Consider the following 22,201-nt stretch of genomic DNA (forward strand, 5'->3'; position numbering starts at 1 on the left):
CTACATGAATAGATAAAGACTTAGGCCAATGAGAAATAAGATCCCGACAACCTTTCTTTCTTTTTTTATTGTATATGCTAAATACAATCCACTTAAAATGATTAGAAGTAGAAAGATCCCAACAATTTTTTCAATATAACGTAAGAACTGCGGCCCATGACCTTTATGAAGTTCAATCAGTCTTTTTAGAAGGTTTGGCCTCACATAAGAAATATGCGTCCCATCTTCCTTTACTTGAAACTTATAGTAATCACGAGTTGTCGGTCTAGTAATTGCTCCATCCCCGACAGTTTTAACGTAGGCAAAATCATAACTCTCATCGATTTCATTTAACTCTACAGAAATATTTTCTTTTGTTAACTGTGCCTTTGAAAGTTGGACGACTTTAACTGGCTCAACAACTTCACTTCCCTTTAATCCTAATAAGTAAGAGATACCTGTAATGGCCATCATCAGAAGCAAGGGAGAAGCTAGAGCTGACAAGTAGAGGTGAATCTTAATAAAAAATGGGCGATTAAATTTCATATTCTATCCTTTAATTCCACAACGAGAAAAAGCTTGTGGTAATGATAGTAAGTTTAGACCAATTTCTTCATCCATCTTTCTTTCGATTTTTTGAACGATTGGAAAAAAATAGATCTCAGTTGTCACTGCAACTGTCGCGCGAAAAAGGTGTCCACCTTTACAAGAAAAATCTTCATCACCTAAAACAGTATGGATGTGAAAGAAAGGCCTTCCATCTAGATGAGAAAGATTTCCATCAAGGCTTAGTAGCTCAAAGTCACCATTAAATTCTTTGCGGTCATATGTTTTCGTATCAAGGTGATAAAAACCAAGCTCCACATCTTTTAAAGCACCGATCCCCTTTAACATCCCAGCGCCAAGGTTCTCTGCTGCCGCAAATTCTTCGAGGGACGTAAAAAGATCTTCGTCTTTATATAATTTAATTAAATAGCACTCTTCTTGCTTGATATATTGCATGGGTAAGCTCCTGATTTCATTGTGTAATTATAACAACTTCACTATCAAAGTCTCGACCCGATGCTCCCTGAAAAACTTCTACTCTCTCTTTACTCAAACTAGGCTAAATGATAGTAGTTGAGCATGAGAACGCTTCCCTTCATTCTCGCCTTCTTTGCATTGTCCCAAGAGTCGATAGCAATGGAGTGCTTCAAAGAGCATCTCGACGCCGCAATCGCAAGTAATCGAAGCCGTCGAGGAATTTACTCAGATCATACTAATTCTAAAAGTAGAAAGATTTCAAATAGTCTGATCTTCGTAGAAAAAATATCTCTTATCTACGCAAGACTTTTAAATCCAAGCTTAGAAAAGTATCGTCGTGCCGGTATTCCAATCCTATGCCTCGACTTTATTGAAATGAGCAAGGCCCCAAATATACCAAGTGAATTTTCTATCCCTAATTATAAGTATCAAGATATTGAATCAGTTGATATAAAAGAACTTCGCTCAAATATTTCTAAACGACTTAAGAATGAAGACTATCTTGGTATCGTTGAGTATATCGAAGAAGAAGTTTCAAATAAGAAAAAATATGGCCAATATAACTGCATGGTAAGACATGTTCTTGAATCCCTAGGTCGTAGCGCATTCTTAACTCCATATTATATTGAACATGCCAGTAGCTTAGGACTTAAGTCTCCCAAAAAGTTACTAAATAAATATCTAAGAAGAAATATCTTTGCCCTAAAATACTCCCACTCTCTCGATAAAAAGGCCGTATCCTTTCAAGAAGAAGGAATTTCAATTTTATGTGGAGATGTCCCCCATATTCCGATAAGATTAGACTATGAGATGGAACTTTCTAAATACTAAAATTGGTCTTGCTCTTGGTGGAGGTGCCGCAAAAGGTATCGCTCACATTGGCGTCTTAAAAGCATTTGAAGAACAAAGAATTCCAATTTCCTATTTATCAGGAACAAGCGTTGGCGCTATTGTTGCCTCTTACTATGCCTTTGGTAAGAATTACGACGACTTTCTATCCTTGGCAAAGAAGCTAAATTATAAAGACACAATAAGTTTAACAATACCTAAGAAAGGTTTTTTTAGTACGAAGTCCATACGAGAAATGATTATTAAAGACCTTGGTGATGTAAATATCGAAGATGCAAAGATCCCTCTGGCAATTTGCACGACAGATATCTCAACTGGTGAACAAGTCGTTTTTTACAAAGGAAATTTGGCCGATGCAGTTTGTGCCTCAGTTTGTGTTCCGGGAGCATTTGTTCCTCAAGTAATCAACGGTAGAACACTAGTTGATGGGGGTATTACAGAAAATGTTCCAGTTTCCCCACTTGAAGATATGGGTGCCGGTATTATTGTTGCAGTCGACTTAAATGGAGTACAAAAGTATCAAGAACCTGATGATACTTTTGCCATCATTAGTAATGCCATGGATATTGCCATTGATCTTAGAACAAGAGAGCAAATTGAAGATGCTGATATTATTCTCTCCCTCAATTTAAGTAAGTACAATCGTCTTGATAACTCTAAATGTATTCAAGAGCTCATTAATGAAGGTTATGAGCCGATGACTAAGAACCTCTCAAGCTTAATTTGGTATCGTAGAGCAAGTTACCTAGAGTTCTTTAAAAAGCTTATAATCGAAACCATTCCGTTTAAAGTGCCTAAGGTAATTTCAAATCTATACAAAGAAAAACTTGCAAAGATCTCAATCAAATAAGCTCCTTTTTTATTTCTTTTAAATGAGATAAAATTTAAAGAAATAACTTAAGATGGAGTTTACATTGTTTGATATTAATAGAGTCTTTACACTCATTTCAGGAAAACTAACTTTTTGGTACGAAGCTTTTATTAAGAATATCCCAAACTTAATTGTTGCAATCGTTGCCCTATTTGTTTTCTTCTATCTTGGTAAAACTCTTCGCAACTTAGTTAAAAAAGTTTTACAAAAAGTTTCATACAAAAAATCTGTTAATGAGATCCTAGGAACAACGACAAATGTCATTGTCATCGTTGTCGGTATTTTTACGGCCTTAGAAATAATAGGCCTCGAAAAGACAGTCACATCAATTCTTGCAGGGGCCGGGGTAATCGGTTTAGCACTAGGTTTTGCTTTCCAAGAAATTGCAGCAAACTTTGTTTCAGGTGTACTCATTGCTTTTCGCGAGCCCTATCAAATTGGTGATATTATCGAAATTGATAAGATCGTCGGGCAGGTAACAAATATCGAATTAAGAACAACGGGGATCACGACTTACCAAGGACTTGAAGTTTTTATTCCAAACAAAGATATGTTTACAAAACCTTTTATTAACTACACAAGTACGCCACGACGTCGTGTGGATATTTCGGTTGGCGTTTCGTATCACGATGATCTTGAAAAAGTTGAAAAGGTAACAAGAGAAGCACTTGAGGCCATCAGTGGAAGACTTGAAAATGTTCCAGTCGAAGTTTTCTTTGAAGAATTTGGAGCGAGCTCAATCAATCTAACGGCCAGAGTATGGATTGATTATAGAGCAGGAGTCGCATTTTATAAGGCACGCCATGAGGCCGTTATGAATATTAAGAAATATTATGATAATAATGGAATTACAATCCCATTCCCGATTCGAACAATTGAATTTTCAAATCAACTTGATGTAAATAAGGGCTAATTGCGTCTTGTACACATTCTTTCCCAGCCCTTAACATCCTTAAGGGCCTTATTATAATCACTACGGCATCCTTCATTAGGAACATATGAATAATAGAGGGAGCCGTTATTGATTTTTTCCATAATCTCTCGCCCTTCACCCGGTACGAATGCAGGACAACCAAAACTTCTTCCCATGATATTACCGCGATTATAATAAGCCTCGTGCATAACAACACCTTGTGAGCGGGCCTTATCATTAACACCTTTTGAAAGGCCATCTAAGCGCATTCCATTATAATTTCTTCCTGATGCTCTAAAAGTTGGCCAGCCTCTTTGCCCTTTCACTCTTTCATCATGGCTACTAGACATATAGAATTCACCGGTTTTGAAGAAGCCAGGTCTCGTCATGGCCCATTGATCATGCTTAGGCTTTGCCCTTGCAGGCACACGACAGCGAACGAGTCTTCCAACATGATTTGATGCCCTAGTCACTCTACCACTATCAGTGATTGTCGCATCGGCGTAAGTGACACCTCTAACCTTTCCGCTACCATGAGAAACTTTATAACTTTTGACTTCTCCGGTTTTCATATCGAGTAGAAAAAAACGTTTATGCTTTGAGTTCTGGGAGTAGTCTGCGATTGTAATATAATTCTTATTTTTAAATTTTTTCTTATTCTCTTTGTAGTACATAAGCGATTGCTTTAATGCATTGGCAGGTACACCTTGATCAAGAAATTTTTCATAGAATTGGCAATCCTCACCTCTTGCTGCAGCCTCAGCTAATGCTAGGCCTTCTTCTAGAGCTCTATTGGCCTTAGGGGCATGATTATCGATTGCTGTATTAGGGTCACAGGTAACGGCACTTTCAGGAGTCGAAGTAGGATCCATTTCCATATCCTCAATTGCTTCATTAACAACACTATCAATTTGATTTTCGACGTCTTGGGCATAGTTTGAGGTAGACATGCTTTCATAGGTATTAACGACAACAGCATTTGCATATGTATGTAGCGCCAGTACACATAGCATTAAGTAAACCTTTCTCACTTCTCCCCCTCAAAGATATCTCTCAATACCTTATCGGGAAGCTAGGTCATTATCTTAACAATTATTCTTTACAACTCAATAAAATCAGGAAATTACACCATCTTCAACAATAGTCTCTTCGATAACTTTGCGCTCTTCTTCAGTAATTGGATCAGTTAGGTTCTTAATCCATCGATTCTGCTTAATGATGAAAATAGCAATGGCAGCTCCAAGAATATTTCCCACAACAAATGAAAGATAAATTCCAGTTTGTCCTAGTGGTGTATGTTTAGAAAGAACATATGCAATTGGAAAGCGAATTACCCATAAAGAAACAATGGCAACCATCATGGAGATCATCGGACTTCCGCCCCCTCGCATGGCACCAGAGGCTACTTGTTGAACTCCAATGAGGCCAAAAGTAAGAGCGATAATTCTAATGAAATTTGCCCCTTCATTAATGACCGCAATTTCATTTGGCACAAAAATTTGTAGGGTTTGCTCAGCGAAAATAAAAAATGCAACTCCAGCAATCGATAAAGCAATAAAGATTACCCATAGTGCCTTACTCGTGACTTCTTTAGTTCTTTCAATTTTCCCCGCACCAATATTTTGACCAACAAGAGTTGATGTTGCCATAGCAAATCCTAAGCTTGGAATAATCATTAATGTAAGAACTCGAATCCCAATACCATAAGCGGCCAGTGCAATATCCCCAAAGGTAGCGATCAGAAATGTCATCACCATCATGGCCATCGCTCGTGAAGATTGTTCCGTCGAAGCAGGAAAGCCAAGGTGAATAATTTTTTTAGCTAATGAAAAATCAAAAGAAATTTTTGTGAAATCTATTTTAATTCCACCTTTCCCCTTTGCAAGTAAGTAGAGTCCAATAACAGCAGACAGCCCTTGTGTACAAATTGTTGCATATGCTGCTCCATCAACTCCATAAGCTTTAATTGGTCCATAACCCATAATTAAGATGGGGTCGATAATGAAGTTTAAAACAACAGAGAAGAGAACAATATAAAATGGCGTCTTAACATCTCCAACTCCACGGTATAAAGATTGGAACATCATATAGAGGTAACTAAAGATCAAACCTATAAATGAAATCCTTAAATAAGAAATAGTAATATTTTGTATTTCAACAGTTGGAGTCATTGCACGAATGACATAGGGAATTACTGCATAAGCAATACCAGCTAATACTGCTGATGTAATGAGAATAATAAATAAAGTATGAAGACATACTTTTGAGACCATTTTTGTATTTTTTTGACCAGTATACTGAGAAACTAAGATCGTTCCTGAAACAGCAAAACCTGCTCCCATAGAAATTAAAAGAAAAATCACAGGAAATGAAAGAGAAAGAGATGCGATAGCATTTGTCCCTAAGCGCCCTACCCAAAAAGTATCCGTTAACTGATAGGCCGTTTGTAGAAAGTTGGCCATGACGATCGGTATTGATAATTTAAACAAAGACTTGATAACAGATCCTTGTGTAAGGTCATGAACTCCCACAAATATCCTTTAGTAAGTAACCTAACTAATTTTAGGCTGCATGTAACTCTTGTGTATCATCATCCTCTTCATCTAATTCTTCAATCTTTTTTTTTACGAAACACTCCTGAGCTGCTTCTAAGTCCTCTTTTAGTTTAGTCACTAAAAGAATTTTATCACCTTTTTCAAAAACAGTTGCACCATCAGGAATAATGAACGCACCGTGCCTCTTAATAAAAAGAACGATTGCTCCAGGTGGAAGCCTTAAATCGACAACTCGATGTTCAACAGCATAATCAGTTTGTCTGATCTCTAATTGAACAATACCGTGTTTTGTTTGTTCAAGTAGCTCCATATCAACAGGAAAGTTTGCTTCATCTTCTTGCTCAACAACAAGTCCTAACTTTCTTGCAACAAACTTTAGAGACGACCCCTGCATAAGAGCAGAGACAATCACAACAAAGAATACAATATCAAATAAGACGTGAGCTTTTTCTCCAATGTGAGTTGCTGCAAAACTTGCAAAGACAATTGGTGTTGCCCCCTTAAGTCCTGCCCATGAAACAAAGAGTTTTTCATTTAAGTTGAAACGACTCTTAATTAAGCACAGGAAAACAGTTATTGGCCTTGCTGCAAATGTTAAGAAGCAAGCAATGAAAAGTCCTGCCGGAGCAACAGTAAGTAGTCGGCTTGGAAAGACTAGTAGTCCTAACATAATGAAGAGACCAATTTGCGAAAGCCAAGTAACCCCATCAAAGAATAATGAAAGTAAGTTCTTGTGTAGAATCTTTCGATTACCAATCATCATCCCAAAAACATAAACTGCTAAGAACCCATTTCCGCCAAGCTTTGTCGTTAAAGAATAACCAAGAAATAACATGGCCATTGTAAGCGGTGGATAAAGTCCATTAAAGTCTAGTTTAACCACGTTATTGATTAAGATGAATGAGCGAGCAGTAACCCAACCACCAATTAAACCAATAATAGGGTTTGAGATAAACATGATTGCAGTCGTTTGAGCATCTCCCATTCCTTGCTCAATGAAGCCAATAATGACAGAGACAAGAAAATAGGCCATGGGATCATTACTTCCCGATTCAAAACGAAGAATATTTTTAACATCACCAACTTGTGCAGTTGGATCTTTGAATGCAGAAAAGACAGCTGCAGCATCAGTTGCCGAAAGAATGGCACCAATGAGTAAGGACTCAAGTAAGCCTAAGTCTGTGACAAGATGAGTGAAGCCACCAACTAAGAAAGTTGTCAGCATAACTCCGATTGAAGAAAGAACGACTCCTCTTCCGAAGTCTTTTTTTACTTTGTTAAATGGAGTTTCAAATCCCCCGTTGAAAATAATTAGGCATAGAGCAACTAAGCTTAAAGAGTGAGTTAACTCGTAATTACTAAAGTTAATTCCCCCAATTCCATCTGATCCGGCCATCATCCCTATGAAGAGAAATAGCACAAGAACCGGCAGACCAAAGCGGCTTGAAGACTTGCTGAGCACAATGCTTAAAAGAAGTAAGATTGATGCTCCTAATAGGAAATTATTTAAGAACTGCTCCATAGGACTGGGCTTATCGGAAAGAACTACCAAAACTTAAGTAAAAACATCAGGTTATTAAGTTTTTTTTAGAGAGTATCAATCAAAATTTCATACTAACTTTACTCTTTAATTGGACAAGAGTATGAATAAGAAAACCAATGTTGCACAAGCCAAACTAATTATTAAAGGATCTCAAATATGAAAAAACTCCTTCTCTCTTTCTTAATGATATTAACAACTTATGCGAGCGGAATTGCACCAAGTGCAACAGATATGAAATTTGTCACTGATTTTACGACTTTTGCCTGCAAGAGCTTTCGCGATAAAGTAGCTGCGCCAAACGAGATTGCAGCACTTAATGTGTCTTTTACAAAACTAGGTATCTCTGACTCGACAAGAAGAATTATTCTTGATGTTGAATCTAATGACGGACAATGTTTCTATAGCGCTGACTTCTCAAGACAGAAAGGTTTTAAGAGACTTGATTTTGAAACGTCATATATGACTGACTCTCCAAACTGCTTGGAACTTAAAGAAGAACTAGACCGCTACATTTCTCCAGGTTTTAAATATATCATTAAATACAATGCGTATATTTCTATGCTATTCTTAACAAAAGAATTAACAAGCGTTTGTGATGAAGTAAGCGGAAATAAACTAATCGAGTTTCAGTGGAAAATCTAAAAGAAATTGAAAAATATTGTTTAAATAAATCAAATATCCCAAGTGATCTTTGCGTTGAGCTAGGCGATTATACAAAAGATAATCACCCTCTTGGGCGCATGATCTCTGGAGAACTAGTGGCCTCTCTTTTAGGCTTCTTTATTCGTTCAAATAATTACAAGACTATTTTAGAGATTGGAACTTTTACTGGCTACTCAGCTTTGGCCATGGCCGAAAATATTCCGAATGACGGTAAAGTTGTCACAATTGATAAAAATAAAAAGATTAATACTTTTGCAAAATCCTATTGGGATCGCAGCGAAGTAGGAAGTAAAATAGAGGCCCGCTTTGGTGATGCAAACCTAGTCTTAAAAGATTTAGCTGGACAGAAATTTGATCTAGTCTTTATCGATGCAGACAAAGGAAGCTATAGGAACTACCTTGAGCTCTCACTAGAGCTACTAAGTGATAATGGCATGATCGTTGTGGACAATGTTCTTTGGAATGGAAAGGTTACTTCAGAAAATATTGACCCTGAAGACAAAACGACAAATGCTCTAGTAGAGTTCAATAACTACATTGAATCGAGAGATGATCTTTATAAGACCATGCTCCCTATTCGTGATGGACTTTATCTGATTCAGAAAAATAGATCTGTTTAAAATCTTTTTTCATACTGATTAAGTTTACGAAGTACTTATCCCCTTCTGTTAGAACTTTATCTAATTTTCCAACATGAGAACCTCTATCGTAAGCAAACTCTCGTGCACTATCATCGTGATGAATAATTCCAACAAATGACTTAAATTTTGAATTTAAGCTCGCATACTTACCCATTGCAAAGTCACCATCTGAGTTTCCTAAAACAAAGACTGGAACCTTTCCAATATGTTCTAAAATTCCCACTGGTTTATTTTCTTTGTCATTTAAGAAAGCAAGCTTGGCCTGATTTTGAAATTCGACTTTACCATTTTCTGAAAACCTCTTTCCAAATCTTGTTCCAATTATCTGATAAGAAGGAAGTTCATAGACGATCTTATTTAAAACTCTAACAAAGTGAGTTCCCCCACCTGTGACAATAAAAACCTTAAAGTCAAAAGCTTCTAGTGTTCTCATTAGCTCAACACTTGGAGCATAAACGAGTTCCGTATATTTTTTCTTTAGTGTCGGATGTTTTTTGGTTGCTAGCCATTCGGCCATATAGTCCATATATTCATCATTAGTAACTCCTGCTTGCATATCAAGCAGGGCCTGATAAAGCTTTCCCTTATCTTTTACATTTGGAAATTGCTCTACCACTTCATCTACGAGAGCATTACGCCTATTGTATTTCCCAACAATGATATCCTTATAAAAGTCCAACAGTGCTATAAACTGAACATACATAGGGTACTCACCCCAAAGAGTTCCATCATTATCAAAAACTGCTATTCTTTCACTTGTAGGTATAAAGTTTTTAGACTTCTCATCTGAAATATCTTTTAAATAAGTCTTAATCTTTTTTGTTACAGGGGTGTCATTCCAATACTTAAGCTCTGCTTTTGGAGAAGACTTTTTGTTACATGAAATAAAAAGAAAAATAGATAGAAATGAGATTAGAAGTATTTTTTTTTTCACTTGCTTACTCGTCAATTGTTAAGCTCATATAAAATACTTGCTTATCCATCCCTACAGGAAGCTCAAAAGGGATTGTTACTGTTCTTGGCCCAGTGATGCGATCATTCTTTACAGCATCTCCTAAAAATACTTCAGGAGTTGTCCTTTCTACAGTCAACCCTGTAATCTTATTGATTTCGGCCTTTGCTTGACCAAGTACCATATTGACAAACTCAGCTGCGGAATCAGTAATTTCATCGTTAAGTTCTTTTTGATTTTCAGAGAACATTGTATTGTAAATTGTGAGAAAACTAGCTTTATTAAAACAAAGGGCAAGTTCCCCATTGATCTTCTCACTACTTATTCCGATTAGGCCTACAATATCAACTGTATCTTTAAACTCGTAATTTGGATGAACCTCACCTGCCAGCAGCGGAATATTTAGTTGTTTTTTGAATACTTCAAGTAAAGCATTCAAGAATGGTTCGATTAACTCCATTAATAGCTCCAATTTCTCAATTAAGTAATTTTAATTGAGAAAAACACTTCGCACAAACAATTGCCCCATTTTGCCGATAAACAGACTATTAATAATCAAGTTTTTTTATCAGTTTCTAAGTCTCTGTAATGAGTGGCCCAATAATAAATGCTTCCAAATAAGTGTTATCTCAAACCAATGAAAGTTGGCATTATTTGCGATTAGATCAATTGTACAAAAAAGTTAATCATAGTTAAGATAAATAGACAGAATTTAGGAACAAAAATATATACGATGAACATAAAATAGCTTTTTACAAAGGAATCTTGTATGAAAAAAATTTTAGTTATGGCCATCTTATTTGGCCAATTTGCCCATGCTCAATTCAAATCAGAAGATGAAGTTACTTTTATTGCTTCTGGTGGAAATACCAATAAGAAGACTTATGACCTTGCTTCCCGCAACTCATATAAGTGGGAGACGAATACCCTCACTTTTAATGGGTCTTATTCTTATGGTGAATCCGACGATGTAGTTGATGATGAAAAATGGAGTGCCCTATTAAGAGTTGATCACGTTCTTTCAAAAAAAGTTGATATCTACGTGGGCGACCTTTTTGAGTCAGATCGGTTTAAAGGTTTTTGGGCCAGAAATAACATGGAAATAGGTTTTAAGTATAAGTTCTACGATCAAGATACTTATAAAATGTTCGCTGAACTTGGTTATCGTTATACCAGAGAAAACTTTGTGCAAAATGAGCCTGATAGCCATGAACAAAAAATACGTGCCTTTTATGAAGTTAGTAAGGAACTTCGCAAGGGTGTGAGTGCCCGTTACTGGCTCGAATATATCCCGAGTCTAAAAAATAGTGAAAATTATATTATTAATATGGAGCCTTCAATTCGTATGCTAATAAATAGCACATTCTCTCTTAAAGCAGGTGTTCTTTGGGAATACGAGAATGATCCGGTTGAAGGAAGAGATCAACACGATTACAAAACAACGATAAGTCTTCTTGCGAGTTTTTAGGAGAACAAATGAAAGAATTACTAAACGAAGCCAATATTGAAAAACTAACGAATATTGCTGCAGATTACGGATTTCAATTTATTAAAGTAATTATTGTCCTAATTATTGGACTTAAAGTTATCAATTTCATTGATAGACTTGTTGATAAAGCACTTCAAAAGAAGGAAGTTGAGCTTTCTCTAAGAGGCTTCATTACTTCTATTGTAAGTATAGCCCTTAAGATTGGATTATTTATCACTATCATTGGAATGGTAGGAATCAAGACGACTAGTTTTGTTGCGATGCTTGGTGCCGCTGGTCTGGCCTTTGGTATGTCACTTCAAGGAGCTCTAGGGAATCTAGCCGGAGGTGTCCTCATTCTTTTCTTTAAACCATTTAGAGTTGGGAATGTTATTGAAGCACAAGGCTTTATTGGAAAAGTAAAAGAGATTGGTCTTTTCTGTACAATCTTAAATACGGCAGATAATAAGACAGTTATTTTACCAAATGGATCACTTTCATCAGGTAGTATTGTTAATTATTCAGCTGAAAGTATCAGAAGAGTTGATATGATTTTTGGAATTGGTTATGGTGATGATATTAAGAAGGCCAAGGAAGTTCTCATGAGACTAACAAAAGAGCATCCTTTAATTCTTAACGAGCCAGAAACAGTAGTTGCTGTTTCTGCCCTTGCAGATAGTTCTGTTAACTTTGCTGTAAGGCCATGGGTAAAGTCCGCTGATTACTGGCAAGTTATGTTTGATATGCAAGAGAATGTAAAATTAGAATTTGATAAAGAAGGAATTTCAATTCCTTTCCCTCAAAGAGATGTTCATCTCTATCAAGAAAAATAAACTCAAAAATAAAATAGTCGAAAAGGTTCTTTGCTTATGCTTAGAACCTTTTTTCGATACCAATACCTAAGTAATGTTGAATATCTAAATTTGGATTTAAAAAAGATTTTCCATAGTTTTCATATTCACGAGTATAGTGATCATCTTCAATTCCCATTCCCGCTTTAATATAGATAACAGACTTCTTTGTTGTATAAACATTTGTCTTGGCCTCAACACCATAGTAGTGATTCATCTCACCCTCTTGAGTATATTGTCCATCATAGTAGAAACGAGTTTCGACAGCAGGAAACTTCCCTTTGCTACCTTCTGGCTCAAATTTAACCTTAAACTCACCACCAACTCCGATATAATTTTCATTTCCACTTATATGAGAGAGTTGCCCTCCAGTATAAAGTTGAGAACTTGTTGAAATAGTTCCTTCATCATTTTTATAGTCATAGATCTTTCCAACCTTAAAAGTGGCCTTAGGAGAGATAATTTGTTCCATATGTCCATAATTCTTATACTGAACAGTACCAGCACTTTTAGACATTTTATGCCAGGCCCTTTGAGTATTCATAGCCAGGCCATTATCATCAATAATAGTAAGTCCTGCACCTAACTGCACAAAGCTCTTCTTATCATCACCTAATTTTCGATAAACACTAATATCAATATCATCTCTATTTAAACCTTCTTGATTCCAAGATCCGTCGTCATTTTGATAGCAAAATCTTTCATATAGACGCCCACGGATTTCAACCATTCCACATGATTTTTCAACAAGCTTTGTATAGGCCCTTGAATTATAACTTAATAGGACTTCACCATTCTCAAATTTTAGTTTAGCAGAAAGCTTGGCCCCAAATGTTAGACCTCGATCATCCCCTTCAATACCATCACGTTCGTTAAAATTAGTAACTCCAAGGGCCATAAGACCGCCGTGTAGAGGGTTATCGTTAGATGTATTTACTTCAAACTCAGCACCTTCAAGCTCTCCTAGACCAAAGAAGCCTTCTTTTTTAACATCAAGTTTTTCAATTTCTATCTCTGCAGTAAAAGCAACCTTGTCATCTCCAATATTTATTCGAGAATCACCACACCCGTAATTATCCGCTTCATTAATTTTAGCCGCAACAGCTAAACTCTCTTGAAGAATCTCTTCAGGAGCAGGTGCCGAAATATGGTACGTTTTCTTTACTAACTTTAAACGCCTTTCAATCTCTCCGTGATCCTCAATAGGAATGCGATTAAATTTTTCGAGAATCAAGTCGTTGTAGCGGAATCTTGAATATTCGGAAACAGACTTTCCATCTCGAAAGATAAATTGATCTTTATTTCGGTCATAGGAAATTGAAGTCTCTCCATTGCGATAGAGTACCCCTGACTCCGATGCACTTACAGAGAATGAAACTCCCACACATATGAATAAAATAAAATATAGTTTCTCTCTTAATATTCTCACGTCTCACATATCGGTAACTTACACACAGTACCTTAGTAAAAGAGTAAGATATCCTAAAATTACATATACTTACCTCCGATTTATCTGTTATAAATTAGGCGTGAAAAACAAAATCCAAGTCCTATTCGAAGATGATCACTATATTGCGGCCACTAAACCCAGTGATCTTTTAGTCCACCCTTTTAAGGCAAGAAGCTCTGATCGAAGAAGTCTACTTAGGTCTTTAAAGAAGCAAACAGACCTTTACCTCTTCCCGATTCATAGACTTGATAAGCCCGTATCAGGAGTTGTTCTTTTTGCTAAATCAAAAGAGGCAACAAGACTTATGAAAGAGCAGTGGAATAGTGACAATGTCTCTAAACACTATGTTGCCATGGTTAAAGGGATCGCGGAAAAAGAAGGTGTTTATGACTTCCCGATTAAAACGGATAAGGGCATTCAAGACGCAAAGACAGCATTTAAAAGAATCTCCACTAATGAAGAATATAGTCTCGTTGATATTGAGATCTTTACAGGCCGACAACATCAGATAAGAAAGCATTTTTCACGTCGAATGCATAACTTAGTTGGTGATACAAAGTATGGACACTCTTCAATTAACAACCTATTTAGAAAAGATTATAAATTTTATCGCATCTTTCTTCATTCATACAAACTGTGCTTTAAGCACCCTATCACTCAAGAAGATATCGTTATTGAATCTCCTGTGACAGAAGATTGTCTAGAGATTGCAAAGGATTTATTTGCTTTTGATCTCAGCAATATAACCAAGAAGATTGAAGAAAACTGACCATAGATTTGGATCACTCAATTTTTCTTCTTCAATATTTTCCACGGCCGAAAGAATTGTTTGGTGATTTTTTAAATTCGAGATGAGCTCAAAGATTCCCTCTGAGATAATTTGAATTTGCATCTTCTCTTCTCTTTTATAAAGAATTGTTAACTCATTTCCCTGAATATCTTCAAAGCTCTTATCACTATCCCCTTTTCGCATTTGCCAAAGTTCGGATAATTGAACATCACTAGTGAAAAGAGAGAATGTATCTTTCAGTTTTAATGGGGCCTCAAAAATTCCCTCTCCAAGGTCTTGAGGATTAAAGTCCTTAGGATTATCTTTTTGATGAAATAAGTGCCAAAATCTTTTTTCAAACTCTGCAAGATCTCTTATGAAAGAAAAATCTTTCACACGAGAAGCGATAAAGTCTGGAAAGTCATCACCGTAATGAAGAAGATTAGTAAACTCTGAAGGCTTAGATTCAACATAAGATAGAGATATTTCCAAAAAGTCTTCGTCTCCTAAGACAAACCAACAGGTCTCATAATTATCACCGATCACTTCTTGCAAGCGTGCTCGATAGTCATTTTGATATACTTCTAGAACCTGTTCGTTTGATAATTCACCTATAGGAATCATCTCACTCATAATATCTTGTGAAATATCTTTAGTTAGAACACCCTTTAAGAACTTATTTTGAAACTCATGATGTTTCACTATTGAGCTCCTTTAAATATTTCTTTTGCCTTTAAGACTTCTTCTTCTAAGACAGGAAATTCTGGAATGTCCTCATCCCATTCGAGAAGAATTGGAACATCAAATTTATGACAATATTTTTTAAACAACTGCCATACCTCATCATGAACAGGGTGAGAGTGAGTATCAAAAAGATGTGTACCAAGATCAGAGTAGCCGGCCAAGTGGATTTGAGAAACATTCTTTGACTCAATCGTCTCAAAGAATTCACTCGCATCAAATTTTTGATTAATTGCATTTACGTAGACGTTATTAAAGTCTAAGAGAATTTTACATCCACTCTTATTGGCCAGATCATTTAAAAACTGGGCCTCTGTCATTGACGAGTTTTTAAGAGTAAAATAAGCAGAGAGGTTTTCAAAGGCCATCTCCCTACCATAGAAGTCTTGCACCCTCATGACTTTCTCAGCAATAGTATTAAGATTTTCTTTGGTATACGCAAAAGGCAAAAGATTGTGTAAATTTGAATGGGCATGCCCTGTCCAACACATATGATCACTTATCACAAAAGGATCGAAGTTATCATATAACTCTTTTGCCTTTTTCATATAGTCGACATTTAAGTCTTCGCTAGATGCAATCGATAGAGAAACTCCATGAAACGCTATTGGATAATCGGCCCTAATTTTCTCAAGCATTTTATATGGCCTCCCAAAAGTTCCCATATAATTTTCGAGAAGGGCCTCAAACCACTCAACACCTTCTTGTGATTTAGAGTGCTCACTTTCCAAGTATGGAAAATGAGTATGCCTTAATCCAACACCGTATTTTTGCATTTCTTACCTTTTAGCTACTTTTCCGCCTTTAGCTTCACAGTCATCTTTTGTAAGCTTAATTAGGCCTTTTCCTTTACAAGAGTTTTGTCCACCACACTTAAGCTCTGCTTGACATCCATTTTTACCGTTACAAGCATCAACCTTTCCGTGACATGCCCCTTGCCCTTTACAAGAGTTAACTCCGTAACACATTACTTCACTGGCTGAAGTTTCAGGCATTTTCTTTGTTTCTGTTCCCGTACAAGAGATCATTAGACCTGCTACAGCAGCACCCATTAATAATGATTTTTTAGAATTCATAATATTCTCCTTTAATATTTCTTTTAAGAAGATTAAAGCCTTCTTACTTCTATATTCGAATTTAAAATAAAAATTGTTACACCTTATTTTAGTTTTTTAGTTAATTTAAAAATTAATAAACCTATAGTTGTAATCACAATAATCGGAAGATAGTGAGAAACAACTAAGTGCTGAGTTGAGAATGAACATCCAAAGTATAGAATCACTAACGGAATCATTCCACTCGTTAAAAAACCTGTTGCAATAGTTGCGCTACTAAAGGCAATAAAACCCTTTTTAAGCATGTAATAATTATGAGCAAAGCCAATAATCATAAGTGCACTAAGTTCTTGATAGCAATTTGCACGATGCTCATGTGTAAGATCAAGTCCTACAGGATAAATAATATTAAAGATGATAAGCCCTAGTAAAATAAGAAATGGAATAAAGGCAAGCTTGGCCTTCTTTTCACTAAGAAGCCCAGGAACAGTATTAGCAAAACCAAGATAAGAGCCTATTCCAAGAGCAATAATGGCAAATATCACTTGAATAATAAATTGTGCGTTTAACATATACTTAAATTCAATTGGAGAGCTTATTGATATGGCAATAACGCTAAGAAGAAATTGTGGTACGGCCCATAGCATCGCACGAATACTCGGAGAGGCCAATCGTTTAATAGGCCTTAAGTCGCTAACTAATGAATTTATTAATTTTTCATTTTCCATTATTAATCCTAACCGCTTTTTTTAACTTTGCCATTGCACGAGAAATTCTCGTTCGAGTTGCTGCTTCGGAAATTCCAAGCTCCCTTGAAATCTCCTTAGTCTTACGCCCCTCAAGCTTTGCCATCAAAAGTGGCCTACGTAATTCTTCAGTCAGATACTTTTCAATAAGCATCTCTAATTGCTGTTCAACAGCAAGTCTTTCTATATTGTTATTCGTTGCATTGGCCTCTTTTGTGACGGCCTCATCAAAGATTTCTTCTCTTTCTTCTAATTTCGTGTATTTACGAATGTAATCAATAATTCGACGCTCAATAATACAATTAATCCAAGGCATTATTGGCCTTTCAGGAGAATAAGTTGGAAGTGAATGATGAATACTTATTAATATTTCCTGACATATGTCGTCGCGGTGAGACTCGTTAAAAATTTTAAAAGAAACAATGCGTTTTATTGTTTGAGATATAGTTTCCAGAAAGGCGTGATATGCCTCTGTGTCGCCGCCTTGGGCAAGAATAACTAGTTTCTTTAAATCATTCACAGAGCAATTTTAACATAGTATATTTATTACGAAACTAAATCATGAGGTGTATTTTTGAAAATTTATCATATCGTATGGTCAATGATTGCTGTTCTTGCTTTCCTCTTTATCCTTACTCCTTACTATCGTAAGAAGGAAGAGAAAAAGAACAAACTTGAAAGAGAATATTACTCTCTTCTTAAGAATGAAATGGATAAGGACGAGCCTTCTAAAGAATTAATAGAAGCAGCTAAAAAAGTTCATACATCTAACTACATTGATACAGATGAGAAGTTAATTGCACAAATTAATAACGATAAACAAATGATGAAAGCAATTTAATCGGAAATTAATATGAACGATGAAAATAGTAATGAGAACTTATTAGAAAGATTAGCAAACGATATTGATGATGCGAAGTGGGATCTTCTAAAGCCTCACCATGAAAGAGAAGCATTATTTATGATCACTGACGAGCTTGACCTTCCGGCCGTTGGCTTTACGATGGCCCGTGATGAGGTTGAGTATATTAAGAAGTGGCTTGCTGATGAACAAATGTTTCGCCCTACTGATGAACAAATTGGAACATGGGAAGAAGAGAATACAGAATTCCAATACCTCATTGTTCAACCATATGTTTTAGTTAAGATAAAAAGAGAAGGACTAAACTAATGAAGAGACTCGCTAGACTATCACTAATAATCGCAATTCTTTTTACGGCAGCATCGTGCTCAAAAGAGTTCCTTATTCAAGAGTCTACGAGTCTGGACAATTTCACTTGCCCATCAATCGACAACTGTCTTTCCTCAAAAGAGAAGAAGGCTTCTTCTAGCTATATCATGCCTTTTAAAATGCTTGGCACAACGCCAGAAGAAAATATTGAAAAGCTTGCAAGTGTCATCAGAAAAATTGGTGGCTATAAGATTGAAAGAAATGACGTCTATCTAAAGGCAACGAATGAAGAAGTTCAACTTGAATTTATCTTCAACCAGAAAACTAAGCAGATTGAAGTACGCTCTCAAGTTTTAAAACAAAGTTTCTTCTCATATAACCAGGGAAGAAAGGATATTGAGGCCGTTCGCTTTAACTTCTTCCAAGGTAATTTCTAGTCATTTATACCTAGTTAAAGACATTCCTAAGATATGTTAAAATTTCTTCAGTGAAGAGATTTATCCTACCTATATTCTTACTAATATCATCAACTACTTTTGGCGCCGTTGATACAGGCGACGGTAGTGACCTTTCGTGTAGCTGGGTCGGTGCTATTCCTAGTGGAACCTATAATTGTACAGACCTGACAACAACAGGTGCAATTACAATTACAGGAGGTAATCCCCTCATCATTAAAGTTCAAGGTGACGTGACAATTGATCACTCAATATCAGTAGCAGAAGGCCTTGCTGGAGGCTATGGTGCAGGACTAGGTCCGGCAGCACTTCCAGGATCAGAAGGTTCCAGTGCAACAGATGCAGCTTGTGGAGGATCGAGTTTTTCAGATATTGGTGGAAGTGGTGGCGCTGGTGGATCTCATGCAACTCTTGGAGGAGTTGGCGGATCAGGTGTTTCATCTGGACCAGTTGATGGCTCTGACACCCTAAGCTCTCCAGGAACAACGTCGGCTACATACGACTCGGCCCTTAGCCTCGAATCACAAATGTTTGGTGGTGCCGGTGGTGGAAATGGTGGCGGAGGCTGCGAGCAAAGTGGAGCAACAGAGCCAGGCGCAACTCCAGGAGGGAATGGCGGTGGAATTATCCATATCGCCGCTGGTGGAGATATGTATATCAATGCAGCTATTCTGGCCAACGGTGGAGCTGGACAACCAGGAACGACTTCGGCCAACGGAGACTCTGGAGGTTCAGGTGGTGGAGCCGGTGGAATCATCTTCCTTCAAGCAATTGGAAATATCGAACTCAATGCAGCTCTTGATGCTTCAGGAGGAACTGGAGGTGCAGCTGGAGGAGTAAACGGAAGAGCAGGAGGAGACGGAGGCGATGGAATTATTCGTCTTGATGAGCTTGATGGAGTTATCACGGGAGCTGGTGGATCTTACTCACCGACCCCAACAATCGTAACTCTAGGTGCAAGTGGTTTTGAAACTCTTCAATCAGGAATTGAGCCAGGGTGTGCAGTTAGAGAAGATATGACACCGAATAATGAAAGTATACTCGGTGCCATCGTTCTTATGATTTTATTATTTGGTATTAACTTTTTAAATATCAAAAAGAGCAAGGAAACTTGCTAGTACTGGCGATTCATCATCACCAATAGACTCAGTATTTCCATTACCAAGTTGTCCCTTACTACCATTACCAATACATTTTACAAGGCCCTCATCCGTCGTTAAGAAACAGTGGTGATTTAGTCCACCTGAAACTTGAGAAACACTCTTACCAAGTTCGATTGCAGGAAGGTTTGCAAGATCACCAGTAATCTTAGCTGTTCCAACTTGACCTAACTTACCTGACGCCCCATTCCCCCAACACTTGGCCTCTCCAGCTTTAGAGATTGCACAAGTCGCTGTATTAGATGCAACAACAGAGGCCACTTCAAACCCTAAATCTAGCGCCGTATGATTCTCTAGTGTTTCATTATCTCCCATGGCCTCACTTGTTCCATCCCCTAGCTGCCCTTGAGAGTTATGCCCAAAGCAGTAAACTGTAGAGTCAGAAAGAAGTGCACAAGTATGGATACCACCTGTCGTAACAGCAATAACTCCTTTAGGGGTTGGTGTTGCTAAACTTGGGGAATTAACACTATCAGTATTTCCTAAGCCTAATTGCCCATGAGTCCCACGTCCCCAACACTTAAGTGTTCCACCAGATAAAATGGCACAAGCATGAAAACTCATCGAAGAAATATCCATTTGAATTGCTTTTGCTCCAAGGGCAACAAGATTACCTTCTGCCGGTGTTTCATTATCACCAATGATTTCCGTATCACCTGTTCCAAGTTGGCCGTAATAATTTTGTCCCCAACAACGAACATCACCTGTCGTTAAAAGTGCACAGTTATGATAGGTACCACCATAAAGCTTTCTTACAATTCCACCAATTTCAGTGTAACCATATTCTGACAGCTGCTCATCGTCACCTAACGTATCAGTTGATGCCATCCCTAGTTGTCCGTATGTATTGTCACCAAAACACTTCACTTTATTAGATTCAGTAAGTACACATGTGTGAAGATTTCCTGCAATAACTTGTAGAGCAAGCTCTCCATCTAAGTCAATTGCTGGAATCGAATTTATATCTTCATCATCACCACGATTAACAGTATCTCCTTGGCCTAACTGACCTTTTGAGTTATCACCCCAGCACTTTACTTCACCATTAGCAATAAGGGCACAAGAGTGAGAACCACCAGCGACTATCTGAATTACTTGCTTTGAGACTGAAGGCTTCTCACAGTATTGAACTGCTGCAATAGAGAAAGGCCCACGCTCTTCATTAAGAGAAACAATATTTAGTTCAGCATCGTATGAATACTGTACTTCCTTTCCATCAACAAAAGTTCTAATCGTATTCGTATCAATATTTGCAACTTCTAAATTAAATGAGTTAACTGGATCAATACGTGACATGGCAAGTGTACCTAACTTAGATAAACCATCACCGTACTCACCTGTGGCCATATCAACAGTAAATCCTCCACCAAACTCAACGAACTCTTTATATCCATAGCCAATCTCATTTTCTCCACCAAATGGGATGGTACTTAAATTGTTGTAAATAACTCCACCTGTAACTAATGGACGATCAGTATAGCGGGCCTTTAATTTATCAAAGACACTCTTTGGAGTAACAACCTGTGTGTCACCATCAAAACATTCTGTAATACGTGAGCGGTCCTCACCACCTTGTGGATCAGGAACAGGCGTTACACCTTCCGGATAAATTGCACAAATATCCTGTTCATCAGCAACAAAGACAACAACGAGGGCGGCATCTTCTCTAAAGAAGCCCTGTGCTTGTATATTGCTATAGTAATCATCTTCAAGTGCACGATTAAGAGATGCAAGACCGGCCTCTCCACCATCTGTACGATAATCACCAGCAGGGTTTTCCATCTTAGTTCTTAAGTGCGCTTTAATCTCTTCAATTGTCAGAGAACGATTTGAAAGAATCGTTGGCTCAGTTGACTTTGTATAAAGAGTACCAAAACGTGAAGAGCCAGAACCGTGACCAAGCATAACTGCGATATTCACATCTGCTGCAGCAGGAAGGACATCTAAGAAGGCATTAAAGCCCTCCGCAATCTGTGCTCTTTCCGCAATGATCGAAGCAGATGTATCTGGAATTACCAGAATATCGATATTTCTTGTTATATCTTCTTCTTTAGGTGCATACACATCTTGGTAACAAGCAACGTCTAAATTTGGAAGCGTTGGTAGGTCAGCTCCCGGAACATTAACTAAATCATCAATCTCATCTTGTGGAACACAAGAAGAGGCAGTCATTATAATCCCAACGAGAAAAGCAATTAGCTTTACCGAATATAAATGTGAATGTGGCCTTCTTCTTTCTCTCATCAAAATGCCCTCACAAGTTCTAGTTCAAATCTGGTTTCATTATAAAACGCCCTTCGGCATGCCTCGAAAATGGTCTATTTTTTTGTAGTTTTCAATAACTTA

26 protein-coding genes are annotated in these 22,201 nt (G+C 37.2%); 12 read left to right on the forward strand and 14 right to left on the reverse strand.

Annotated features, from left to right (window positions below; genetic code table 11):
- A complete protein-coding gene (locus tag ACRXC1_RS12890) occupies positions 1-525 on the reverse strand; it encodes a PepSY domain-containing protein (RefSeq protein WP_433659386.1) in 525 nt (174 codons plus the stop codon).
- Between the two features lie 3 nt (positions 526-528).
- Positions 529-981 carry a PPC domain-containing DNA-binding protein gene (locus tag ACRXC1_RS12895; RefSeq protein WP_392912388.1) on the reverse strand — a complete coding sequence of 151 codons (453 nt, stop codon included), beginning with the start codon at positions 979-981 and terminating at the stop codon, positions 529-531.
- 123 nt (positions 982-1,104) lie between these two features.
- Between ACRXC1_RS12895 and ACRXC1_RS12900 the strand changes: the two genes are divergently transcribed.
- From ACRXC1_RS12900 to ACRXC1_RS12910, 3 genes are all read left to right on the forward strand, one after another.
- The gene (locus tag ACRXC1_RS12900; protein ID WP_433659388.1) at positions 1,105-1,833 is read left to right on the forward strand and encodes a hypothetical protein; all 729 of its coding nucleotides are present in this window, start codon (positions 1,105-1,107) and stop codon (positions 1,831-1,833) included.
- Positions 1,808-2,701 carry a patatin-like phospholipase family protein gene (locus ACRXC1_RS12905; protein WP_433659390.1) on the forward strand — a complete coding sequence of 298 codons (894 nt, stop codon included), beginning with the start codon at positions 1,808-1,810 and terminating at the stop codon, positions 2,699-2,701. Before ACRXC1_RS12900 ends, ACRXC1_RS12905 begins: the two co-directional genes overlap by 26 nt.
- Before the next feature lie 64 nt (positions 2,702-2,765).
- Positions 2,766-3,635, forward strand: coding sequence for a mechanosensitive ion channel family protein (locus ACRXC1_RS12910; RefSeq protein WP_392912382.1), 870 nt, complete (start codon positions 2,766-2,768; stop codon positions 3,633-3,635).
- Here ACRXC1_RS12910 and ACRXC1_RS12915 read toward each other — a convergent pair.
- The 3 genes from ACRXC1_RS12915 to ACRXC1_RS12925 form a co-directional block, all read right to left on the reverse strand.
- Positions 3,632-4,666: a murein L,D-transpeptidase catalytic domain-containing protein gene (locus tag ACRXC1_RS12915; RefSeq protein WP_433659392.1), complete on the reverse strand. Its 1,035-nt coding sequence runs from the start codon at positions 4,664-4,666 to the stop codon at positions 3,632-3,634. The two genes, ACRXC1_RS12910 and ACRXC1_RS12915, sit on opposite strands and share 4 nt — an antisense overlap.
- Before the next feature lie 84 nt (positions 4,667-4,750).
- Positions 4,751-6,166 (reverse strand): MATE family efflux transporter, encoded by a 1,416-nt coding sequence (locus ACRXC1_RS12920; protein WP_433659393.1) that lies wholly within the window; start codon positions 6,164-6,166, stop codon positions 4,751-4,753.
- 31 nt (positions 6,167-6,197) lie between these two features.
- Entirely contained in the window at positions 6,198-7,712 is a 1,515-nt protein-coding gene (locus tag ACRXC1_RS12925) for a potassium/proton antiporter (RefSeq protein ID WP_433659394.1), read from the reverse strand.
- A 177-nt stretch (positions 7,713-7,889) separates the two neighbouring features.
- On the opposite strand from ACRXC1_RS12925, the gene ACRXC1_RS12930 reads away from it, so the two are divergent.
- Positions 7,890-8,375, forward strand: a complete 486-nt coding sequence (locus ACRXC1_RS12930; RefSeq protein ID WP_433659396.1) for a hypothetical protein — start codon at positions 7,890-7,892, stop codon at positions 8,373-8,375.
- Positions 8,363-9,016, forward strand: coding sequence for an O-methyltransferase (locus ACRXC1_RS12935; protein ID WP_433659398.1), 654 nt, complete (start codon positions 8,363-8,365; stop codon positions 9,014-9,016). Before ACRXC1_RS12930 ends, ACRXC1_RS12935 begins: the two co-directional genes overlap by 13 nt.
- Here ACRXC1_RS12935 and ACRXC1_RS12940 read toward each other — a convergent pair.
- Together ACRXC1_RS12940 and ACRXC1_RS12945 are read right to left on the reverse strand one after the other, a co-directional pair.
- Complete coding sequence (locus ACRXC1_RS12940) at positions 8,970-9,971, reverse strand: HAD family hydrolase (RefSeq protein WP_433659399.1); 1,002 nt, start codon at positions 9,969-9,971, stop codon at positions 8,970-8,972. The two genes, ACRXC1_RS12935 and ACRXC1_RS12940, sit on opposite strands and share 47 nt — an antisense overlap.
- A gap of 4 nt (positions 9,972-9,975) precedes the next feature.
- Complete coding sequence (locus ACRXC1_RS12945; protein ID WP_433659401.1) at positions 9,976-10,449, reverse strand: chemotaxis protein CheX; 474 nt, start codon at positions 10,447-10,449, stop codon at positions 9,976-9,978.
- Positions 10,450-10,758: 309 nt separating this feature from the next.
- Between ACRXC1_RS12945 and ACRXC1_RS12950 the strand changes: the two genes are divergently transcribed.
- Positions 10,759-11,457, forward strand: a complete 699-nt coding sequence (locus tag ACRXC1_RS12950; RefSeq protein WP_433659403.1) for a DUF481 domain-containing protein — start codon at positions 10,759-10,761, stop codon at positions 11,455-11,457.
- 8 nt (positions 11,458-11,465) lie between these two features.
- On the forward strand, positions 11,466-12,290 hold the full coding sequence (locus tag ACRXC1_RS12955) for a mechanosensitive ion channel family protein (RefSeq protein WP_433659405.1): 825 nt from the start codon (positions 11,466-11,468) through the stop codon (positions 12,288-12,290).
- Between the two features lie 40 nt (positions 12,291-12,330).
- On the opposite strand, the gene ACRXC1_RS12960 is transcribed toward ACRXC1_RS12955, so the two are convergent.
- A complete protein-coding gene (locus tag ACRXC1_RS12960; protein WP_433659407.1) occupies positions 12,331-13,692 on the reverse strand; it encodes a hypothetical protein in 1,362 nt (453 codons plus the stop codon).
- A gap of 145 nt (positions 13,693-13,837) precedes the next feature.
- On the opposite strand from ACRXC1_RS12960, the gene ACRXC1_RS12965 reads away from it, so the two are divergent.
- A complete protein-coding gene (locus tag ACRXC1_RS12965) occupies positions 13,838-14,527 on the forward strand; it encodes an RluA family pseudouridine synthase (protein WP_433659409.1) in 690 nt (229 codons plus the stop codon).
- Here the strand turns inward: ACRXC1_RS12965 and ACRXC1_RS12970 are convergent.
- The 5 genes from ACRXC1_RS12970 to ACRXC1_RS12990 form a co-directional block, all read right to left on the reverse strand.
- Complete coding sequence (locus tag ACRXC1_RS12970) at positions 14,477-15,229, reverse strand: HvfC/BufC N-terminal domain-containing protein (protein ID WP_433659411.1); 753 nt, start codon at positions 15,227-15,229, stop codon at positions 14,477-14,479. The genes ACRXC1_RS12965 and ACRXC1_RS12970 overlap by 51 nt on opposite strands.
- Complete coding sequence (locus tag ACRXC1_RS12975; RefSeq protein WP_433659413.1) at positions 15,229-16,044, reverse strand: DUF692 domain-containing protein; 816 nt, start codon at positions 16,042-16,044, stop codon at positions 15,229-15,231. Before ACRXC1_RS12975 ends, ACRXC1_RS12970 begins: the two co-directional genes overlap by 1 nt.
- Before the next feature lie 3 nt (positions 16,045-16,047).
- Positions 16,048-16,344: a hypothetical protein gene (locus ACRXC1_RS12980; RefSeq protein ID WP_433659415.1), complete on the reverse strand. Its 297-nt coding sequence runs from the start codon at positions 16,342-16,344 to the stop codon at positions 16,048-16,050.
- Positions 16,345-16,427: 83 nt separating this feature from the next.
- Positions 16,428-17,051 (reverse strand): NrsF family protein, encoded by a 624-nt coding sequence (locus ACRXC1_RS12985; RefSeq protein ID WP_433659417.1) that lies wholly within the window; start codon positions 17,049-17,051, stop codon positions 16,428-16,430.
- Positions 17,041-17,589: an RNA polymerase sigma factor gene (locus ACRXC1_RS12990; RefSeq protein ID WP_433659419.1), complete on the reverse strand. Its 549-nt coding sequence runs from the start codon at positions 17,587-17,589 to the stop codon at positions 17,041-17,043. The genes ACRXC1_RS12985 and ACRXC1_RS12990 overlap by 11 nt, the downstream gene beginning before the upstream one ends.
- A gap of 54 nt (positions 17,590-17,643) precedes the next feature.
- Here ACRXC1_RS12990 and ACRXC1_RS12995 point away from each other — a divergent pair, with 54 nt between their 5' ends.
- The 4 genes from ACRXC1_RS12995 to ACRXC1_RS13010 are packed head-to-tail and all read left to right on the forward strand — an operon-like array spanning position 17,644 to position 19,813.
- Positions 17,644-17,910 (forward strand): hypothetical protein, encoded by a 267-nt coding sequence (locus ACRXC1_RS12995; protein WP_433659421.1) that lies wholly within the window; start codon positions 17,644-17,646, stop codon positions 17,908-17,910.
- 12 nt (positions 17,911-17,922) lie between these two features.
- Entirely contained in the window at positions 17,923-18,240 is a 318-nt protein-coding gene (locus tag ACRXC1_RS13000; RefSeq protein ID WP_433659423.1) for a DUF2288 family protein, read from the forward strand.
- The gene (locus ACRXC1_RS13005; protein WP_433659425.1) at positions 18,240-18,677 is read left to right on the forward strand and encodes a DUF1499 domain-containing protein; all 438 of its coding nucleotides are present in this window, start codon (positions 18,240-18,242) and stop codon (positions 18,675-18,677) included. The genes ACRXC1_RS13000 and ACRXC1_RS13005 overlap by 1 nt, the downstream gene beginning before the upstream one ends.
- A 50-nt stretch (positions 18,678-18,727) precedes the next feature.
- Positions 18,728-19,813: a hypothetical protein gene (locus tag ACRXC1_RS13010; RefSeq protein WP_433659427.1), complete on the forward strand. Its 1,086-nt coding sequence runs from the start codon at positions 18,728-18,730 to the stop codon at positions 19,811-19,813.
- On the opposite strand, the gene ACRXC1_RS13015 is transcribed toward ACRXC1_RS13010, so the two are convergent.
- Positions 19,781-22,099, reverse strand: coding sequence for an RCC1 domain-containing protein (locus ACRXC1_RS13015; RefSeq protein ID WP_433659429.1), 2,319 nt, complete (start codon positions 22,097-22,099; stop codon positions 19,781-19,783). The genes ACRXC1_RS13010 and ACRXC1_RS13015 overlap by 33 nt on opposite strands.
- Positions 22,100-22,201 lie beyond the last annotated feature (102 nt).

Source organism: Halobacteriovorax sp. GFR8, assembly GCF_050955245.1.
GTDB lineage: Bacteria > Bdellovibrionota > Bacteriovoracia > Bacteriovoracales > Bacteriovoracaceae > Halobacteriovorax_A.

Coding starts and splice junctions, on each gene's coding strand:
- ACRXC1_RS12930 (WP_433659396.1), top strand. CDS start 7,890: ATGAAAAAACTCCTTCTCTCTTTCTTAATGATATTAACAACTTATGCG.
- ACRXC1_RS12945 (WP_433659401.1), bottom strand. CDS start 10,449: ATGGAGTTAATCGAACCATTCTTGAATGCTTTACTTGAAGTATTCAAA.
- ACRXC1_RS12925 (WP_433659394.1), bottom strand. CDS start 7,712: ATGGAGCAGTTCTTAAATAATTTCCTATTAGGAGCATCAATCTTACTT.
- ACRXC1_RS12975 (WP_433659413.1), bottom strand. CDS start 16,044: ATGCAAAAATACGGTGTTGGATTAAGGCATACTCATTTTCCATACTTG.
- ACRXC1_RS13000 (WP_433659423.1), top strand. CDS start 17,923: ATGAACGATGAAAATAGTAATGAGAACTTATTAGAAAGATTAGCAAAC.
- ACRXC1_RS12980 (WP_433659415.1), bottom strand. CDS start 16,344: ATGAATTCTAAAAAATCATTATTAATGGGTGCTGCTGTAGCAGGTCTA.
- ACRXC1_RS12900 (WP_433659388.1), top strand. CDS start 1,105: ATGAGAACGCTTCCCTTCATTCTCGCCTTCTTTGCATTGTCCCAAGAG.
- ACRXC1_RS12955 (WP_433659405.1), top strand. CDS start 11,466: ATGAAAGAATTACTAAACGAAGCCAATATTGAAAAACTAACGAATATT.
- ACRXC1_RS12985 (WP_433659417.1), bottom strand. CDS start 17,051: ATGGAAAATGAAAAATTAATAAATTCATTAGTTAGCGACTTAAGGCCT.
- ACRXC1_RS12895 (WP_392912388.1), bottom strand. CDS start 981: ATGCAATATATCAAGCAAGAAGAGTGCTATTTAATTAAATTATATAAA.
- ACRXC1_RS13005 (WP_433659425.1), top strand. CDS start 18,240: ATGAAGAGACTCGCTAGACTATCACTAATAATCGCAATTCTTTTTACG.
- ACRXC1_RS12905 (WP_433659390.1), top strand. CDS start 1,808: ATGAGATGGAACTTTCTAAATACTAAAATTGGTCTTGCTCTTGGTGGA.
- ACRXC1_RS13015 (WP_433659429.1), bottom strand. CDS start 22,099: ATGAGAGAAAGAAGAAGGCCACATTCACATTTATATTCGGTAAAGCTA.
- ACRXC1_RS12890 (WP_433659386.1), bottom strand. CDS start 525: ATGAAATTTAATCGCCCATTTTTTATTAAGATTCACCTCTACTTGTCA.
- ACRXC1_RS12950 (WP_433659403.1), top strand. CDS start 10,759: ATGAAAAAAATTTTAGTTATGGCCATCTTATTTGGCCAATTTGCCCAT.